The organism is Acidovorax sp. 62 (genome assembly GCF_002754495.1).
Classification (GTDB): Bacteria; Pseudomonadota; Gammaproteobacteria; order Burkholderiales; family Burkholderiaceae_C; genus Acidovorax.
In genome coordinates, this window is the sequence record NZ_PEFJ01000001.1 from 806,502 (window position 1) to 822,801 (window position 16,300).

12 protein-coding genes are annotated in these 16,300 nt (G+C 64.8%); 10 read left to right on the plus strand and 2 right to left on the minus strand.

Going from position 1 to position 16,300, the window contains the following annotated elements:
* Positions 1-25: 25 nt before the first annotated feature.
* Together xdhB and xdhA are read right to left on the minus strand one after the other, a co-directional pair.
* A complete protein-coding gene (gene xdhB, locus CLU86_RS03700; protein WP_099743253.1) occupies positions 26-2,314 on the minus strand; it encodes a xanthine dehydrogenase molybdopterin binding subunit in 2,289 nt (762 codons plus the stop codon).
* A gap of 59 nt (positions 2,315-2,373) precedes the next feature.
* Positions 2,374-3,894, minus strand: coding sequence for a xanthine dehydrogenase small subunit (gene xdhA / locus CLU86_RS03705; protein ID WP_099740673.1), 1,521 nt, complete (start codon positions 3,892-3,894; stop codon positions 2,374-2,376).
* A gap of 99 nt (positions 3,895-3,993) precedes the next feature.
* Between xdhA and CLU86_RS03710 the strand changes: the two genes are divergently transcribed.
* From CLU86_RS03710 to dcd, 10 genes are all read left to right on the plus strand, one after another.
* Positions 3,994-4,926: a LysR family transcriptional regulator gene (locus CLU86_RS03710; RefSeq protein WP_099654899.1), complete on the plus strand. Its 933-nt coding sequence runs from the start codon at positions 3,994-3,996 to the stop codon at positions 4,924-4,926.
* Positions 4,927-5,016: 90 nt separating this feature from the next.
* Positions 5,017-6,612 (plus strand): ABC transporter ATP-binding protein, encoded by a 1,596-nt coding sequence (locus tag CLU86_RS03715; protein WP_099740674.1) that lies wholly within the window; start codon positions 5,017-5,019, stop codon positions 6,610-6,612.
* The gene (locus CLU86_RS03720; protein WP_099740675.1) at positions 6,605-7,675 is read left to right on the plus strand and encodes an ABC transporter permease; all 1,071 of its coding nucleotides are present in this window, start codon (positions 6,605-6,607) and stop codon (positions 7,673-7,675) included. Before CLU86_RS03715 ends, CLU86_RS03720 begins: the two co-directional genes overlap by 8 nt.
* The gene (locus CLU86_RS03725; protein WP_099654902.1) at positions 7,675-8,595 is read left to right on the plus strand and encodes an ABC transporter permease; all 921 of its coding nucleotides are present in this window, start codon (positions 7,675-7,677) and stop codon (positions 8,593-8,595) included. Before CLU86_RS03720 ends, CLU86_RS03725 begins: the two co-directional genes overlap by 1 nt.
* A 55-nt stretch (positions 8,596-8,650) precedes the next feature.
* On the plus strand, positions 8,651-9,817 hold the full coding sequence (locus tag CLU86_RS03730; protein WP_099740676.1) for a BMP family ABC transporter substrate-binding protein: 1,167 nt from the start codon (positions 8,651-8,653) through the stop codon (positions 9,815-9,817).
* A 126-nt stretch (positions 9,818-9,943) separates the two neighbouring features.
* The gene (locus CLU86_RS03735; protein ID WP_099740677.1) at positions 9,944-10,996 is read left to right on the plus strand and encodes an adenosine deaminase; all 1,053 of its coding nucleotides are present in this window, start codon (positions 9,944-9,946) and stop codon (positions 10,994-10,996) included.
* Positions 10,997-11,440: 444 nt separating this feature from the next.
* Positions 11,441-13,021, plus strand: a complete 1,581-nt coding sequence (locus CLU86_RS03740; protein WP_099740678.1) for a methyl-accepting chemotaxis protein — start codon at positions 11,441-11,443, stop codon at positions 13,019-13,021.
* Between the two features lie 84 nt (positions 13,022-13,105).
* Positions 13,106-14,233, plus strand: coding sequence for a BMP family ABC transporter substrate-binding protein (locus tag CLU86_RS03745; RefSeq protein ID WP_099740679.1), 1,128 nt, complete (start codon positions 13,106-13,108; stop codon positions 14,231-14,233).
* A gap of 69 nt (positions 14,234-14,302) precedes the next feature.
* Positions 14,303-15,604: a guanine deaminase gene (gene guaD, locus CLU86_RS03750; protein WP_099740680.1), complete on the plus strand. Its 1,302-nt coding sequence runs from the start codon at positions 14,303-14,305 to the stop codon at positions 15,602-15,604.
* Between the two features lie 91 nt (positions 15,605-15,695).
* The gene (gene dcd / locus CLU86_RS03755) at positions 15,696-16,268 is read left to right on the plus strand and encodes a dCTP deaminase (RefSeq protein ID WP_099654908.1); all 573 of its coding nucleotides are present in this window, start codon (positions 15,696-15,698) and stop codon (positions 16,266-16,268) included.
* Positions 16,269-16,300 lie beyond the last annotated feature (32 nt).

The following is a 16,300-nucleotide window of genomic DNA, read 5'->3' on the forward strand; positions in this document are numbered from 1 at the left end:
TTGCTCGGGCTTTCTAAACCGGGCTTCAGCCCAGCCGCCCCAAGGCCCGGAGCACGTTCTCTGCTGTGGCTGGCGCAGTCAGCACCACGGGTGTGCTGGCTGCTTTCTCGCCACGCCCCGCAGCCACCGCGTTGCGCAGCGCCTCGTACACGCTGATGGCCAGCATGAAGGGCGGCTCGCCCACGGCCTTGCTGCCGCCCACGTTGTCTTCGCGATTGGCCTCGGGCCACAAATCCACTTTGAAGTGGGCCGGGATGTCGCCCGTGGCCGGGATCTTGTAGGTGCTGGGCGCGTGGGTGGTGAGCAGGCCCTTGTCGTTCCACACCAGTTGCTCGGTGGTGAGCCAGCCCATGCCTTGCACAAAGCCGCCCTCGATTTGCCCCACGTCGATGGCTGGGTTGATGCTGTGGCCCACGTCATGGAGGATGTCTACTTTCAGCACGCGGCTCTCGCCCGTCAGGGTGTCTATCACCACCTCAGAGCAGGCCGCGCCGTAGCTGAAGTAGTAGAACGGCCGGCCGGTGAGGGTGGCCTTGTCGTAGTGGATTTTGGGCGTGCGATAGAAGCCGTCGCTCCACAGCTGGATGCGGTTGGCGTAGGCTTCTTTGACCACGGCTTCAAAACTGCGGGTGGCCTGGGGCGAGATGACCTGCCCCCCCGCGAAGCGGATAGCCCCGGCGCCACAGCCGTCAAGCCCGCACACGAACGATGCCAGGTTGTCGCGCACATGGCGCGCGGCGTATTGGGCCGCGCGGCCGTTCAGGTCGGTGCCGCTGCTGGCCGCCGTGGCGCTGGCGTTGGGCACCTTGCTGGTGTCGCTGGCCGTGACCAGCACGCGGTGCAGCGGCACACCCAACTCATCGGCCACGATCTGCGCCACTTTGGTGTGCAGGCCCTGGCCCATTTCGGTGCCGCCGTGGTTCACCTGCACGCTGCCATCGGTGTACACATGCACCAGCGCCCCCGCCTGGTTGAACAGCGTGGCCGTGAAGCTGATGCCGAACTTGACCGGCGTGATGGCGATGCCGCGCTTGAGCACTGGGCTTTGCGCGTTCCATACAGCAATGTCGGCCTGGCGCTGGCGGTAGCTGGCGGTCTGCTCCAGCTGCGGCAGCAGCGCATGCAGGATGTTGTCTTCCACCGCCATTTGGTAGTGGGTGACGTTGCGGCCCTCGCTGGCATCGCGCCCATACAGGTTGGCCAAACGCACATCCTGCGCGTCGCGGCCTAACGCCCGGGCGATATCGCCCAGGATGGCTTCGATGACGATGACGCCCTGCGGGCCGCCAAAGCCTCGGAACGCCGTGTGGCTCTGGGTGTTCGTCTTGCAGCGGTATGAAGCAATCTCCACATCGCTCAGGTAGTACGCGTTGTCGGCGTGGAACACGGCGCGGTCGGCCACGGGGCCGGACAGGTCGGCGCTGAAGCCGCAGTTGACGGCCATCTGCAGCTTGAGGCCCGTGATGCGGCCGGTGTCGTCAAAGCCCACGTCGTACTCGTAGGCAAACGGATGGCGCTTGCCGGTGACCATGAAGTCCTCGTCCCGGTCCAGCCGCAGCTTAACGGGGCGGCCCAGCTTGTTCGCGGCCACGGCGGCCCACACGGCCAGGTGGCCGGCTTGCGTCTCCTTGCCGCCAAAGCCACCGCCCAGGCGGCGGCACTCCACGCGCACGGCGTGGTTGTCAATGCCCAGCGCGTGCGCTACCCAGTGCTGCACCTCGCCCGGGTGCTGCGTGCTGGAGTAGATCCACCACTGCTTTTGCTCCAGCGGCAGGGCGTAGGCGATCTGGCCTTCCAGATAAAAGTGCTCTTGCCCGCCCGCTTCAAAGGCGCCGCTCAACCGGTGTGCGGCTTGTGCCAAGCCTGCGGTGGCATCGCCCCGGCGCACAAACACCGGCGGTAGCACGTAGCTTTCGGCCTGCAGCGCGTCTTGCACCGACAACACTGCGGGCAGGGGCGTGATGTCCAGCTTGACGGCGCGCACGGCGCGGCGCGCCTGCATCACCGAGTCGGCCACCACCAGCCCAATGACCTGGCCCATGTGCTGCACGGTGCTGTGGGCAAACACGGGCTCGTCGTGGGCAAAGGCGGCCAGCAGCTTGTCGCCGGGCACGTCCTGCGCCAGCACCACGCCACGCACGCCAGGCAGGGCCAGGGCCGCACTGGCATCCACGCCATTGAGCGTGCCGTGCGCCACGGTGGAGAGGATGGGCGCTGCATACAGCGTGCCCTTCACCTCGGGCAGGTCGTCGATGTAATGTGCGGCGCCAGCGACCTGGGCGCGTGCGCTTTCGTGGAAGTGCGATTGCCCCATGGCGGTGCGTGCAGGGGCGGGCAGGGCGGTGTCGGGCACGGTGTGGTCGGTGGAAGGTTTCACAGCATGCCCTCCAGGTGGGCCGCGTGCAGTTGCGCAATGCTGGCCGGGGCGCCGCCCTGGCTTTCCAGCCAAAAGCGCTGCAGCAGATTGCCCAGCACTGTGCGGCGGTAGTCGCCACTGGCGCGCATGTCGGAGATGGGGCTGAACTCGGCCTGCAGCACGCGCATGGCTTGCTGCACAGTGGCTTCGGTCCAGGGCTGGCCTTGCAGTGCGGCCTCGGTTTGCTGTGCGCGCACCGGGGTGGCGGCCACGCCGCCGGCGCCGATGCTGGCGCGCTGCACCGTGCCGCCTGCAATGTCGAGGTTCAACACCAGGCACACGGCGGAGATGTCGTCGTCAAAGCGCTTGGAAATTTTGTACGCCTTGAGCTGCTCTGTGGCCGATGGCTTCGGCACCACGATGCGCACCAGCAGCTCATCGGGCGCCATCACGTTCTGGCGGTAGCCGGTGTAAAGGGCTTCCAGGGGCAGCGCACGCTCGCCCCGCGCCTGGCTGGCCAGCACCACCTGGGCACGCAGCGCGATCAGCAGCGGCATGGAGTCGCCAATGGGCGAGCCGTTGGCCACATTGCCGCCGAGGGTGCCCGAGTTGCGCACGGGCAGGCCCGCAAAGCGGTGGGCAAACTCGGCCAGGCTGGGCCACTGGGCGGTGAGCTGGGCAAAAGCTTCGGTCAGTGTCACGGCGGCGCCGATGGCGATGTGCTCTGGCGTTTCGTCGATGCGGCGCAGCTCGGCGGCGCGCGTCACGTCCAGCACCTGGGGAAACTGGCGGTGTTGCTTGGTCACCCACAGGCCCACGTCGGTGGCGCCTGCCACCACCTGTGCCTGGGGGTGGGCAGCGCGGGCGGCCAGCAGTTCGGCTTGGGTGGTGGGGGTGATGTAAGCCAAATTGGCCTCTGGCGCTTGTGGGGTAAGCGCAAGCAGCTCTAATTTTTGTAGCAACTCGGTTTCATTCACGGCCATGGGAGGCAGCTGGGCCATCTGCTGCGCGGCGTCCAGAATGGGGCGGTAGCCCGTGCAGCGGCACAGGTTGCCTGACAGGTCTTGAGCAGCCTGGGTGCGCGAGATGCTGCGGCCCTGGCACACCTGGTTTTGGTACATGCCGAACAGGCTCATCACAAAGCCGGGGGTGCAGAAGCCGCATTGGGAGCCGTGGCACTGCACCATGGCTTCCTGCACCGGATGCAGTGCGCTGCTGTCCCTCGGCTGCGTTGAGGTGGCCACCGGCTGGATCAGCGGGTCTTCGGCCAGGTCCTCCGCCGTCCACAGTGCCATCCCGTCAATCGAATGGGCCAGGCGAATGCAGCTGTTGACGGCGCTGTAGCGCACCTTGCCGTGGCCATCGGCCTCGCCCAGCACCACGGTGCAGGCGCCGCAGTCGCCTTCGCCACAGCCTTCCTTGGTGCCGGTGCAGCCCAGGTCCTCGCGCAGCACCTCCAGCAAGGTGCGGTCGGGTGGTACATTGCCCAGCGCCACGGGCTGGCCTCGGCGCAAGAATTGCAAGGGTCGGGTCGTCATGAAAGATACCGCTTCAATTTCTATTTGTTCATCAGAGGGTAGGGCGCCGCGCCGCTGCCAGCATAAGCACAAGCTTATGACACCCATGCAAGCCCCGCTATGAGAGACCAAGCCCTTTTCGACAAGATAGACCTCCATCTGATAAGGGTCTTGCACACCGTGCTCACTGAACGCAGCGTATCGAGGGCCGCCGTCCGCCTGGGCATGCACCAGCCTGCGGTGTCGGCCGCGCTCAAGCGCCTGCGCGACCTGGCGGGCGATCCGCTGCTGGTGCGATCGGGCGCCAGCATGATGCCCACCGATGCTGCGCTGCGCATGGTGGAGCCCGCCGCGCTGATCCTGCGCTCGGCCGAGGCGCTGTTCTCCGACGCACGGGGGTTTGACCCCCGCACGGCCACCCGCACCTTTCGCGTGGCGGCCAGCGACTACCTGGACCCGCTCTTCTTGCCCCAGCTGGTGGCCCGCATCAAGGCACAGGCGCCGCTGTGCCCCATTGAAATTCTGCCCCTGTCGGCCGACGCGCACTACCACGCCCACCTGGCCCAGGGCGATGTGGACGTGGTGATCGGCAACTGGCCCCAGCCCCCGGAAGACTTGCACATGGGCCGCCTGTTTGGCGACGAGGTGGTGTGCCTGGTGAGCCAAGACCACCCGGCCGTGCGCCGGGGCTGGACCGAGGCTGACTGGCTGGCGGCCGAGCACATTGCCCCCACGCCCACCCACCCCGGTGCGCGTGGCGTGATCGATGCGCACCTGGACAGCCTGGGTCTTTCGCGCAACATCACCGCGCGGTGTGCGCATTTCAGCGCCATTCCACACATCGTGGCCTCCAGCCTGCTGGTGTTGACCACGGGGCGCCAGTTTTGCGAGCGGTTCACGGCGCAGCTGCCGGTGGCCATTCTGCCCAGCCCGGTATCGTTTCCGCGCCTGTTGTACTACCAGCTGTGGCATGCGCGCACCCACCATTCGGCAGCGGCCATGTGGCTGCGCGACAGCGTCAAGTCCGTCGCTGCATCGCTACGAAAAGAATAGCTGCTTGCGCATGCTGAATAAGCCGCAAGGCATGATTTGCCCCTATACGACCAAAGATAACAAGTTGTAATTCTGAGAGACAATCCCCGCATGAGTTCTCCCCCCATTCCTTCAGCGCCTGGTGCGGCGCCGCCACGGCTGCAGCTGGCGGGCATCACCAAGCGCTACCCGGCCGTGGTGGCCAACAGCGGCGTGTCGCTGACGGTGCAGCCCGGCGAGATCCACGCTGTGCTGGGTGAAAACGGCGCAGGCAAGTCCACGCTGATGAAAATCATCTACGGCTCGGTCAAGCCCGACGAAGGCAGCGTGCACTTCAATGGCCAGGCCGTGCAGGTGCGCAACCCGCAGGAGGCACGGGCCTTGGGCATTGCCATGGTGTTCCAGCACTTCAGCCTGTTCGACACCCTCACAGTGGCCGAAAACGTGTGGCTGGGGCTGGACAAGAGCCTGACGCTGACCGAGGTCACCAGCCGCATCACCGCCAAGGCCGCCGAATACGGCCTCGACATCGACCCCCTGCGCCCTGTGCACACCCTGAGCGTGGGCGAGATGCAGCGTGTGGAGATCATCCGCGCCTTGCTCACCAACCCCAAGGTGCTGATCCTGGACGAGCCGACCTCGGTGCTCACGCCCCAGGCGGTCGAAAAGCTCTTTGTGGTGCTGCGCAAGCTGGCGTCTGAGGGTTGCAGCATTCTCTACATCAGCCACAAGCTGCACGAGATTCGCGCGCTGTGCACCGCGTGCACCGTGCTGCGGGGCGGTAAGGTCACCGGGGTGTGCAACCCGGCCGAAGAGACCAACGCCTCCCTGTCGCGTCTGATGATTGGCGCCGAGCCGCCAGCGCTGGAGCACCGCGCGGTGCAGACCGGCGCCACGGTGCTGCGCGTGCAGGGCCTGTCGCTGCCGCGCGCTGACCAGTTTGGCGTGGACTTGATCGACCTGGAGTTTGAGGTCAAGGCGGGCGAGGTGGTGGGTATTGCGGGCGTGTCGGGCAATGGCCAAAAAGAGTTGCTGTACGCCTTGTCGGGCGAAGACCAGCGCGCCGAGCCCGCTAGCATCCAGGTGGCAGGCCAGAGCGCAGGCCGCATGGGCCCCAGCCAGCGCCGTGCCCTGGGCCTGCACTTTGTGCCTGAAGAGCGCTTGGGCCGGGGCGCCGTGCCCACCATGGGCCTGGCGCACAACCTGCTGCTCACGCGCACCAACTCGGTCGGCGGCAGTGGCTGGATCAAGGTGGGGGCGCTGCAAAAGCATGCCGAGGCGCTGATCCAGCGCTTCAACGTCAAGGCCGGTGGGCCCAACGCGCCCGCCAAGTCGCTGTCGGGCGGCAACCTGCAAAAGTTCATCGTGGGGCGTGAGATCGATGCCGCGCCGAAGCTGCTCATCGTCTCGCAACCCACCTGGGGCGTGGACGTGGGCGCGGCCGCGCAGATTCGCGGCTCGATTTTGGCGCTGCGTGACGCGGGCTGCGCAGTGCTGGTGGTGAGTGAGGAGCTGGACGAATTGTTTGAAATTTGCGATCGGCTGCATGTAGTGGCCAAGGGGCATTTGTCGCCCTCTGTGCCGCGTGCCGAAGCCACGGTGGAGCGCATTGGCGAGTGGATGAGCGGCCTGTGGCACGCCGATGTGCAGGCCCATCTGGCCCATGCTGCGCAGCAGGCCACCGCCGGGGAGGCTCAGCATGTTTAAGCTGGAACCGCGCCCCCAGGCTTCGCGCCTGTGGACCTACGGCTCGCCGCTGCTGGCGCTGGCCGTGACGGTGCTCATTGGTGTGGCCCTGTTCATGGCGCTGGGCAAAGACCCGGTGCGGGGCTTGCAAGTGTTCTTCTGGGAGCCGATCAAGTCGCAGTACGCCCTGGGCGAACTCATGGTCAAGGCCACGCCGCTGCTGCTGATTGCGCTGGGGCTGGCGGTGTGCTTTCGCTCCAACGTCTGGAACATTGGCGCCGAAGGGCAGTTTGTGATCGGCGCCGTGGTGGCGGGGGGCGTGGCGCTGCTGGCCGACAAGACCACCGGGCCGTGGATCGTGCCCGCCATCTTGCTGGCCGGGGTGCTGGGCGGCATGGCGTGGGCGGGGCTCACGGCGCTGCTGCGCGACAAGTTCAATGCGAACGAAATCCTGGTGAGCCTGATGCTCGTGTATGTGGCCACGCTGGTGCTGGGTTACCTGGTCTATGGCCCTTGGAAGGACCCCATGGGCTACAACTTTCCGCAGACCAAGACGTTTGAGAAGGTCACGCAGATCCCGCGGCTGATGCAGGGCTCGCGCGTGTCCATTGGCCTCCTGCTGGCGCTGGCCGGGGCGGGGGCGCTGTGGGTGTTTCTGTTCCGCACCCGGGCGGGCTTTGCCCAGCAGGTGGGTGGGTTGGCACCGGCAGCGGCGCGTTACGCGGGCTTTTCATCGCGCCGCGCGCTGTGGACGGCACTGCTGATTTCGGGCGGCGCAGCGGGCCTGGCGGGTGCGTTGGAAGTAGCCGGGCCGATTGGTCAGCTCACACCCTATGTGCCGGCAGGCTACGGCTTCGCCGCCATCATCGTGGCCTTTGTGGGGCGCTTGCACCCCGTGGGCATGATCCTCTCGGCCATTTTGATGAGCATGTTCTACATCGGCGGCGAGCTGGCGCAATCGCGCATGGGCCTGCCCAAATCGCTCACGGGCGTGTTCCAAGGGCTGCTGTTGTTCACGCTGCTGGCGTGTGACACGTTGATTGCCTACCGCATACGCTGGGTGGCCTCGAAGGGAGGCAAGTGATGGAATCGTACGCACTGCTTATCGGCGCCACGCTCAGCGCGGGCACCGTGCTGGCCATTGCGGCCCTGGGCCTGCTCATCAACGAAAAGGCGGGCATCGTCAACCTGGGGGCCGAGGGCATGATGCTTTGCGCCGCCATTGCGGGCTTTGCCACCGTGGTGCACACAGGCAACACCTGGCTGGGCTTTGCCGCAGGCATGGCCGCAGGCGCGTTGCTGGCTGCCATCTTTGGTGTGCTGGTGATCTGGCTCAACACCAACCAATACGCCACGGGGTTGGCGCTGAGCCTGTTTGGCGTGGGTTTCTCGGCATTTGCGGGCATCAGCTACGTGCAGGCCAAGCTGCCTGAGTCGCCCAAGTACGCTGTTCCGGTGCTCGGCGATATTCCGCTGGTGGGGCCTGCGCTGTTCCAGCAGCATCCGCTGGTGTACATCACCATGGTGCTGGTGGTGGCGCTGGTGTGGTTCCTGTATCGGTCGCGCGCCGGTTTGGTGCTGCGCTCGGTGGGCGAGTCGCCCGAATCTGCCCATGCCCTGGGCTACCCCGTGCGCCGCATCCGGCTGCTGGCCGTGGTGGCGGGCGGGGCGCTGTGTGGGTTGGCGGGGGCTTACATCTCCACCGTCTACACCCCGCTGTGGGTGGAGGGCATGGTGGCCGGGCGCGGCTGGATTGCGCTGGCGCTCACCACCTTTGCCACCTGGCGCCCGGCACGGGTGTTGCTTGGTGCTTACCTGTTTGGTGGGGTGACGATGCTGCAGTTTCATTTGCAGGCCACGGGCGTGCAGGTGGCCAGCCAGTTGCTGAGCATGTTGCCCTATCTCGCCACCATCGTGGTGCTGGCCCTGATCTCGCGCAACCCTGCATGGATTCGCGTCAACATGCCTGCGTCCCTCGGCAAGCCGTTTTACCCCGGCTCATAATGGTTGTTTTCCGTTTTTCCCCTCCGTTTTCACTGTTTTCTCTCAAGGAATCGACATGACCGATTTGCAAAAGCGTTCGTTGTTCAAAGTGGCGGCGCTGTCTGCCCTGGCTGCCGCTGCCGTCGTGGGCTGCGGCAAGACCGAGGCCCCAGCGCCCGCACCGGCCCCAGCACCTGCGCCGGCTGCCTCTGCTCCAGCACCCAAGCCTGAGCCACTGAAGATCGCTTTTGCCTACGTCGGCCCTGTGGGTGACGGCGGCTGGTCTTTTGCGCACGACAACGGCCGCAAAGCCATCGAAAAAGAGTTTGGCGACAAGGTTGTGACCAGCTTTGTGGAAAGCGTTCCTGAATCTGCGGACGCCGAGCGCGTGCTGCGTGATCTGGCTGGCCAAGGCAACAAGCTGATCTTTGGCACCACCTTCGGCTACATGGAGTCCATCCAGAAAATCGCTGGCGACCTCAAGGATGTGAAGTTTGAGCATGCCACCGGCTACAAGACGGCCGAGAACGTACGCACCTACGACAGCCGCACCTACGAAGGTGCCTACATGGCTGGCGTGATCGCTGGCGCCATGACCAAGTCCAACACGCTGGGTGTGGTGGGCTCGGTGCCAATCCCTGAGGTGATCCGCAACATCAACAGCTTCACGCTGGGTGCGCAATCGGTCAACCCCAAAGTCAAGACCAAGGTGGTGTGGGTGAACGAATGGTTCAGCCCGCCCAAGGAAACCGAAGCCGCCACCAGCCTGATCAACGGCGGCGCTGACGTGCTGTTCCAGAACACCGACTCCCCCGCTGTGCTCAAGACTGCGCAAGAAAAGGGCAAGCGCGCCTTTGGCTGGGACAGCGACATGACCGCCTACGGCCCCAAGGCCCACTTGGCATCGGCCGTCATCAACTGGGGCCCTTACTACGTGAAGGCCACGCGTGATGCGCTGGAAGGCAAGTGGAGCACCGGCCAAAGCTGGTGGGGTGTGAAGGAAGGCGCGATTGACATCGTCTCCATCGCTGAAGACGTGCCTGCCGAAACCAAGGCCAAGGTCGAAGAAGTGAAGAAGGGCCTGGCCGACGGCAGCTTCGTCATCTGGAAGGGCCCCATCGCTGGCCAGGACGGCAAGCCCGTGCTGGAAAAAGACGCCGTGGCCGACGACAAGTTCCTGGGCGGCATCAACTTCTACGTCAAGGGCGTGGAAGGCAAGATCCCTGGTGCCGACAAGAAATAAGCCACCGCTTTTTACTTCACCGGGCCGCCTTCGGGCGGCCTTTTTCATTCTGTCCTTGGTTTGAACGGTTTGCATCCGGGCACCAAAAGGGCATGATGTTTTCAACCCTACCCACGGAGCTTGCCGATGTTCAAAGTCCCTCCCATTTCCGCCGAGCGCTTGCCCGATCTGCTGCGCCAGATGCCCAAGGCCGAGCTGCACATTCACATCGAAGGCTCGCTGGAGCCTGAATTGATCTTTGCACTGGCCCAGCGCAATGGCGTCACGCTGCCGTATGCCGATGTGGAGAGCCTGCGCAAGGCCTACGCCTTTACCAATCTGCAGAGCTTCCTCGACATCTACTACGCAGGTGCCAGCGTGCTGCTGCACGAGCAGGACTTTTACGACATGGCCTGGGCCTACTTTGAGCGGGCTGCGGCCGACAACGTGGTGCACGCCGAGTTGTTCTTTGATCCGCAAACGCACACCGAGCGCGGCGTGCCGATGGTCACGGTGGTGCAGGGCCTGCACCGGGCCTGCGTGGACGCAGGCCAGAAGCTGGGCGTGAACGCCTCGCTGATCCTGTGCTTCTTGCGCCACCTTAGCGAAGAGTCTGCCTTTGAAACGCTGGAGCAAGCCCTGCCGTTTCGCGACCAATTCATCGGCGTGGGGCTGGACAGCAGCGAAGTGGGCCACCCGCCCGAGAAGTTTGCGCGCGTGTTTGCCCGCTGCAAGGAATTGGGCCTGCACCTGGTGGCCCATGCGGGCGAAGAGGGGCCGCCCGCTTACATCTGGAGCGCGCTCGATGTGCTCAAGGTCGAGCGCATTGACCATGGGGTGCAGGCGGTGCACGACGCGGCGCTGATGCAGCGCCTGGCGCAAGACCGCATCCCGCTCACGGTGTGCCCGTTGTCGAACCAGAAGCTGTGCGTCTTCCCCAACCTGGCCGACCACAACCTGGGCAAGCTGCTGGATGCGGGCCTGGCTGCGACGGTCAACTCCGACGACCCGGCCTACTTTGGCGGCTACATCAATGAGAACTTCACCCAGCTCTTCGCGGCCACGGGCCTCACGGCCAAGCATGCTTACCAGTTGGCTTTCAACAGCTTCGAGGCCAGCTTTGTGTCCAACCCCCAAAAGCGGGCCTGGGAGCACAAGCTCAAAGAGACCTTTGAGACGTTTGTCGAGCACGACTATTGAGGTGCCGGGGTCTGGTGCCCCGGGTTGGCGATGCGTTGCATGAAGACGCCGAGAGTCGCTGCCACGCTGCGTTGCAAGTCTTCGCGATAGCTACGGCTCTACGGCTTTCGCTGCGGTTGGCGCCTTGCCTGGCGGCGATTTCGACCTCTTTGTCATCAACGAACTTCCACCGCGGGACTCCAGGGCCGTAACCCGCGGCCCTGGCTGCGCCCCTTTGGTTGGGGTGTGGCGGATGGGTTTGACAATCCGTTCACCATTTGTGTTTTGTCAGGTGTGCGGGGTATCATGTTGCACTTTGTTGCGTTTGGCCCTGTGCGCCCGACGCTCGGACTGTGGCGCGACGACTCCCATGAGCGGTTTCGGACGGAGGTCGTGCTGCTTGCTGCCAGGCCCCCACACGCGGGTGCTGTTCGGCCAGTTCCGTAACCCACACCCTCATCACCTATGTTTCTCAATCAGCTATCCATTGCCAAGCGCCTGGCCTGCGTGCTCGGCCTCATTCTTTCGCTGTCGCTGCTGACCAGCCTGTTTGCCGTGTTCAAGCTGCGGCAAATGGGCGAGGTCACCGATGCCATGCTGGCGGTGAACCTGAAGACCGAGCGCGCTGCTGCAGACTGGCTGCGCAACACCACCGCAGGCGTGCAACGCGCAGCCGCCATTGCCAAGAGCAGCGACGCCAGCCTGATCGAGTACTTTGCCCCCGCCACGGCGGCGGCCATTTCTGAGACCAACGAGCTGCAGAAGTACGTCGAATCGCAGATGGTGACGCCTGAACAAAAGGCGCTGAACGACAAAATCTCGGACATGCGCAAGGCGTACCTGGCGGCGCGTGAAGAGGTGAGCAAGCTGAAAAAAGCAGGTGACACCGAGGGCGCTGCCAAGGCCTTTGCCGAGCGCTTTGAGCCCATGGCCCGCACCTATGTGGCAGGCGTGCAGGAAGTGGCCACAGGCCAGCGCGCCCAGCTGGACGCCGCCGCCAAGCGCAACGACGAGCTGCGTTCGCAAACCAGCATGCTGCTGGTGGTGTGTGGCCTGGTTTCGCTGCTGCTGGGGCTGGTGCTGTCGTGGTACCTGTCGCTCAGCATCACGCGCCCGCTCAAACGTGCCGAGGCCAGCGCCCAGGACATCGCCAACCTCGACCTGACCGGGCAACCTCAGGCGTCTTACTCCAACGATGAAACCGGGCACTTGCTGCGCGCCATTGACCAGATGCGCACGGTGCTGCAAACATCGCTGCAACAAGTGCGGGGTGTGGTGGACAACATCTCCACCGCCAGCCACCAGATCGCCTCGGGCAACCAGGACTTGAGCGCCCGCACCGAAAACGCCGCCAGCAGCCTGCAAGAAACGGCCAGCTCCATGGAAGAGCTGACCAGCACCGTGCAGCACAGCGCCGATGCGGCCACCCAGGCCAGCGTGCTGGCCAACTCGGCCGCGCAAGTGGCGCAACGTGGGGGCGATGTGGTGGCCCAGGTGGTCAGCACCATGGACCAGATCAACAACAGCTCCAAGAAGATCTCCGACATCATCGGCGTGATCGACAGCATTGCCTTCCAGACCAACATCCTGGCGCTGAATGCCGCCGTGGAAGCGGCCCGCGCTGGTGAGCAAGGCCGTGGCTTTGCCGTGGTGGCCAGCGAAGTGCGCAGCCTGGCCCAGCGCTCTGCCAATGCCGCCCGCGAGATCAAGGGCCTGATTGGCGCCAGCGTGGAGAGCGTGGATGCCGGTGCCCGCCTGGTGAGCGATGCGGGCTCGACCATGGACGAGATCGTGGCCAGCGTCAAACGCGTGACCGACATGATGGGCGAGATCAGCGCCGCCACCAAAGAGCAAAGCCATGGCATTGGCCAGGTCAACATTGCGGTGACGCAGCTGGACCAGATGACGCAACAGAACGCGGCGCTGGTGGAAGAGTCCACCGCTGCGGCCCAGAGCCTGAACGACCAGGCTTTGCGCCTGAGCGAAGTGGTTGGGCAGTTCCGCCTGGGCTACCAGGGGGATTCCACACTCAAGCGCCTGGCCTGAGCAAGCGGTAGAATCCGCACCTCTTGAAAACCGCTGCCCGGCGGTTTTCTTGTTTCTGAACTTCGGGCCATGTAGAGGAACACCATGTACAAAAACCTCGCCACCGCACTGCGTGCGGCTTGCGTGAGTGCGCTTTTCGGCGCCGTAACCCTTTCCCCCACTTTTGCGCAGACGGCCACGGCGGCAGCGCCCGCCAAGTCCGAGCCCATCAAGGCTGGATTTGTCTACGTCTCGCCCATCACCGAAGCTGGCTGGACGCGCCAGCACGAAGAGGGGCGCAAGGCCGTCGAGGCGGCTCTGGGCAGCCAGGTCAAGACCACGTTTGTGGAGAACGTGGCCGAGGGGGCCGATGCCGAGCGCGTGATTCGCGACCTGGCCGCCACGGGGCACCAGATCATCTTCACCCCCAGCTTTGGCTACATGGAGCCCACGCTCAAGGTGGCGCAGGACTTTCCCCATGTGAAGTTCGAGTCCATCACCGGCTACAAGCAGGCACCCAATGTGGCGACGGCCAATGCGCGCTACTACGAAGGCCGCTACCTGGCCGGCATGGCGGCGGGCCGCATGAGCAAGACCGGTGTGGCGGGCTATGTGGCGGGCTTCCCCATCCCCGAAGTGCTGCAGGGCATCAATGCCTTCACGCTGGGCATGCGTTCGGTCAACCCCCAGGCCAGCGTGAAGGTGGTGTGGCTCAACGTGTGGTTTGACCCGCCCAAGGAGCGTGATGCCGCCATGGCGCTGTTCAACCAGGACGTGGACGTGATCGCCTTCCACACGGGCTCTACCGCCGTGATGGCAGCCGCGCAAGAGCGCGGCAAGATGGCTGTGGCCTACCACTCCGACATGCGCAAGACTGGGCCCGATGCACAGATCATTGCCGTGACGCACCAGTGGGGCGCGTACTACACCGAGCGGGTGCGCGCCTTGCAAAACGGCCAGTGGAAGCCGGGCAACCTGTGGGGTGGCGTGCGTGAGGGCATGATCCGCGTGGGCGACTTTGGCTCCAAGGTGCCGCAGGCCGTGCAGCAAGAAGTGCTGGCCGCGCAGAAGGCCGTGGGCGCTGGCAAGCTGCACCCCTTCCGCGCAGGCAAGGTGGCGGTGCGCGACACCGAAGGCCGTGAGGTGATTGCGCCCGGGCAGACGTTGAGCGATGTCCAGATTCTGCAAATGAACTTTCTGGTCGAGGGCGTCAAAGGCTCGCTGCCGCGCTGACCCATCTGCTTCTATTGACTATCCGCTCACGGGTATAGGCCCAGTGCGCAGGCCCATTAAGCTCCAGCCATGCAAGTATTTCGATCTGCCCTGTTGCGCTTTGCCGAAGATGGCCAAGCCCTGTACGACGAAGACGGCCTGCTGGCCGTGGCCCCCGATGCCCAGGGCCGCCAGCGTGTGGTGGCCGCAGGCCCTTGGCAGGCGCTGGCCGCGCAGTGGACGGGGCAGGGCGCCGTCACGCACTGGCCGGGCCGCATTTTGGCGCCGGGCTTTGTGGATTTGCATGTGCACTTTCCGCAGACGGATGTGATTGGTTCGCCCGCTGATGGCCTGCTGCCCTGGCTGGAGAACTACACCTTTCCCCACGAATCGCGTTTTTGCGCGCCGGAGTATGCCGACGATGTGGCAGCGTTCTTTGTCGACGAGCTGCTGCGCAACGGCGTGACCACGGCCCTGGCGTTTGCCACATCGCACCCAGCATCCGTTAACGCTCTCTTTGGTGAGGCCCAGCGCCGCTGCCTGCGGCTGGTCACGGGCAAGGTGCTGCAAGACCGCCATTCGCCCGACGGCGTGCGTGACCAGACTGAGCAAAGCCTGCTCGACACCGAAGCCCTGATCCAGCGCTGGCATGGCGTGGACCGGCTGGGCTACGCCATTACCCCGCGCTTTGCGCCCACCAGCACGCCCGAGCAATTGCGCGGCGCGGGCGAACTGGCGGCCCGCTACGGCGACGTGTGGATCCAGTCGCATGTGGCCGAGAACCTGGATGAAATCCGCTGGGCGCGTGAGCTGTTCCCGCGTTCGCGCAGCTACCTGGCGGTGTACGACGACTTTGGCCTGATGCGCGAGCGGGCCGTGTATGCCCACTGCATCCACTTCGACGATGCCGACCGCGCCCTGATGCGCGAGCGCAAGACGGCCGCAGCCGTCAGCCCCACCAGCAATCTGTTTCTGGGCAGCGGCTTCTTTGACTACGCGGGCGCTGACCGCGCCGGGTTTCGCTACGGGCTGGCCAGCGATGTGGGCGGGGGCACCAGCTTCAGCCCGTTTCACACCATGCTGGCGGCCTACTACGTGGCGCGCGAAGGGCAGACCAAAACCGGCTTGAGCCTGAGCCCAGCGCAGCTGTGGTGGCAGCACACCGCTGGCGCGGCGCAGGCCATGGGGCTGGCCGGGGTGGTGGGCAACCTGCAGCCTGGCTGCGAGGCAGACTTTCTGGTGCTCAACCCCCAGGCTACGCCACTGTTGGCCCGCAAGACGCAGCAGGCACAGAGCCTGGATGAGCTATTGTTTGCGCTGATCGTACTGGGCGACGACCGGGTCATCGAGCAAACCGTGATTTCTCAAGCAAAATACGCCCCTAGCGCTTGATGTAAAAGCGCTACCAGCTACATATTTAATAGCATTTCGCCCGTTGCGCCGATCCGCAGCCGGGCGGGTGCTGCAGCGCAGGAGTCAACCGATGAGTATCAAGAGCGACAAGTGGATCCGCCGCATGGCCGAACAGCACGGCATGATCGAGCCCTTCGAGCCCGGCCAGATCCGTGAACGCGACGGCAACAAGATCATCAGCTACGGCACCAGCAGCTATGGGTACGACATCCGCTGCGCGCCAGAATTCAAGGTCTTCACCAACATCCACAGCACGGTGGTGGACCCCAAGAACTTCGACGAAAAGAGCTTTGTCGACTTCCACGGCGACAGCTGCATCATCCCGCCCAACAGCTTCGCGCTGGCCCGCACGGTCGAGTACTTCCGCATCCCGCGCAACGTGCTCACCATCTGCCTGGGCAAGAGCACCTATGCGCGCTGCGGCATCATCGTCAACGTCACACCGTTTGAGCCCGAGTGGGAGGGCTACGTGACGCTGGAATTCTCCAACACCACACCCCTGCCAGCGCGCATTTATGCGGGCGAGGGGTGCGCCCAGGTACTGTTCTTTGAGAGTGACAAGGACGACGTCTGCGAGGTCAGCTACAAGGACCGTGGCGGCAAGTACCAAGGCCAGGTGGGCGTGACACTGCCCAAGGCCTGAGGCCAGGTCTGAGTCCCTGCCAGGCCAGGCCT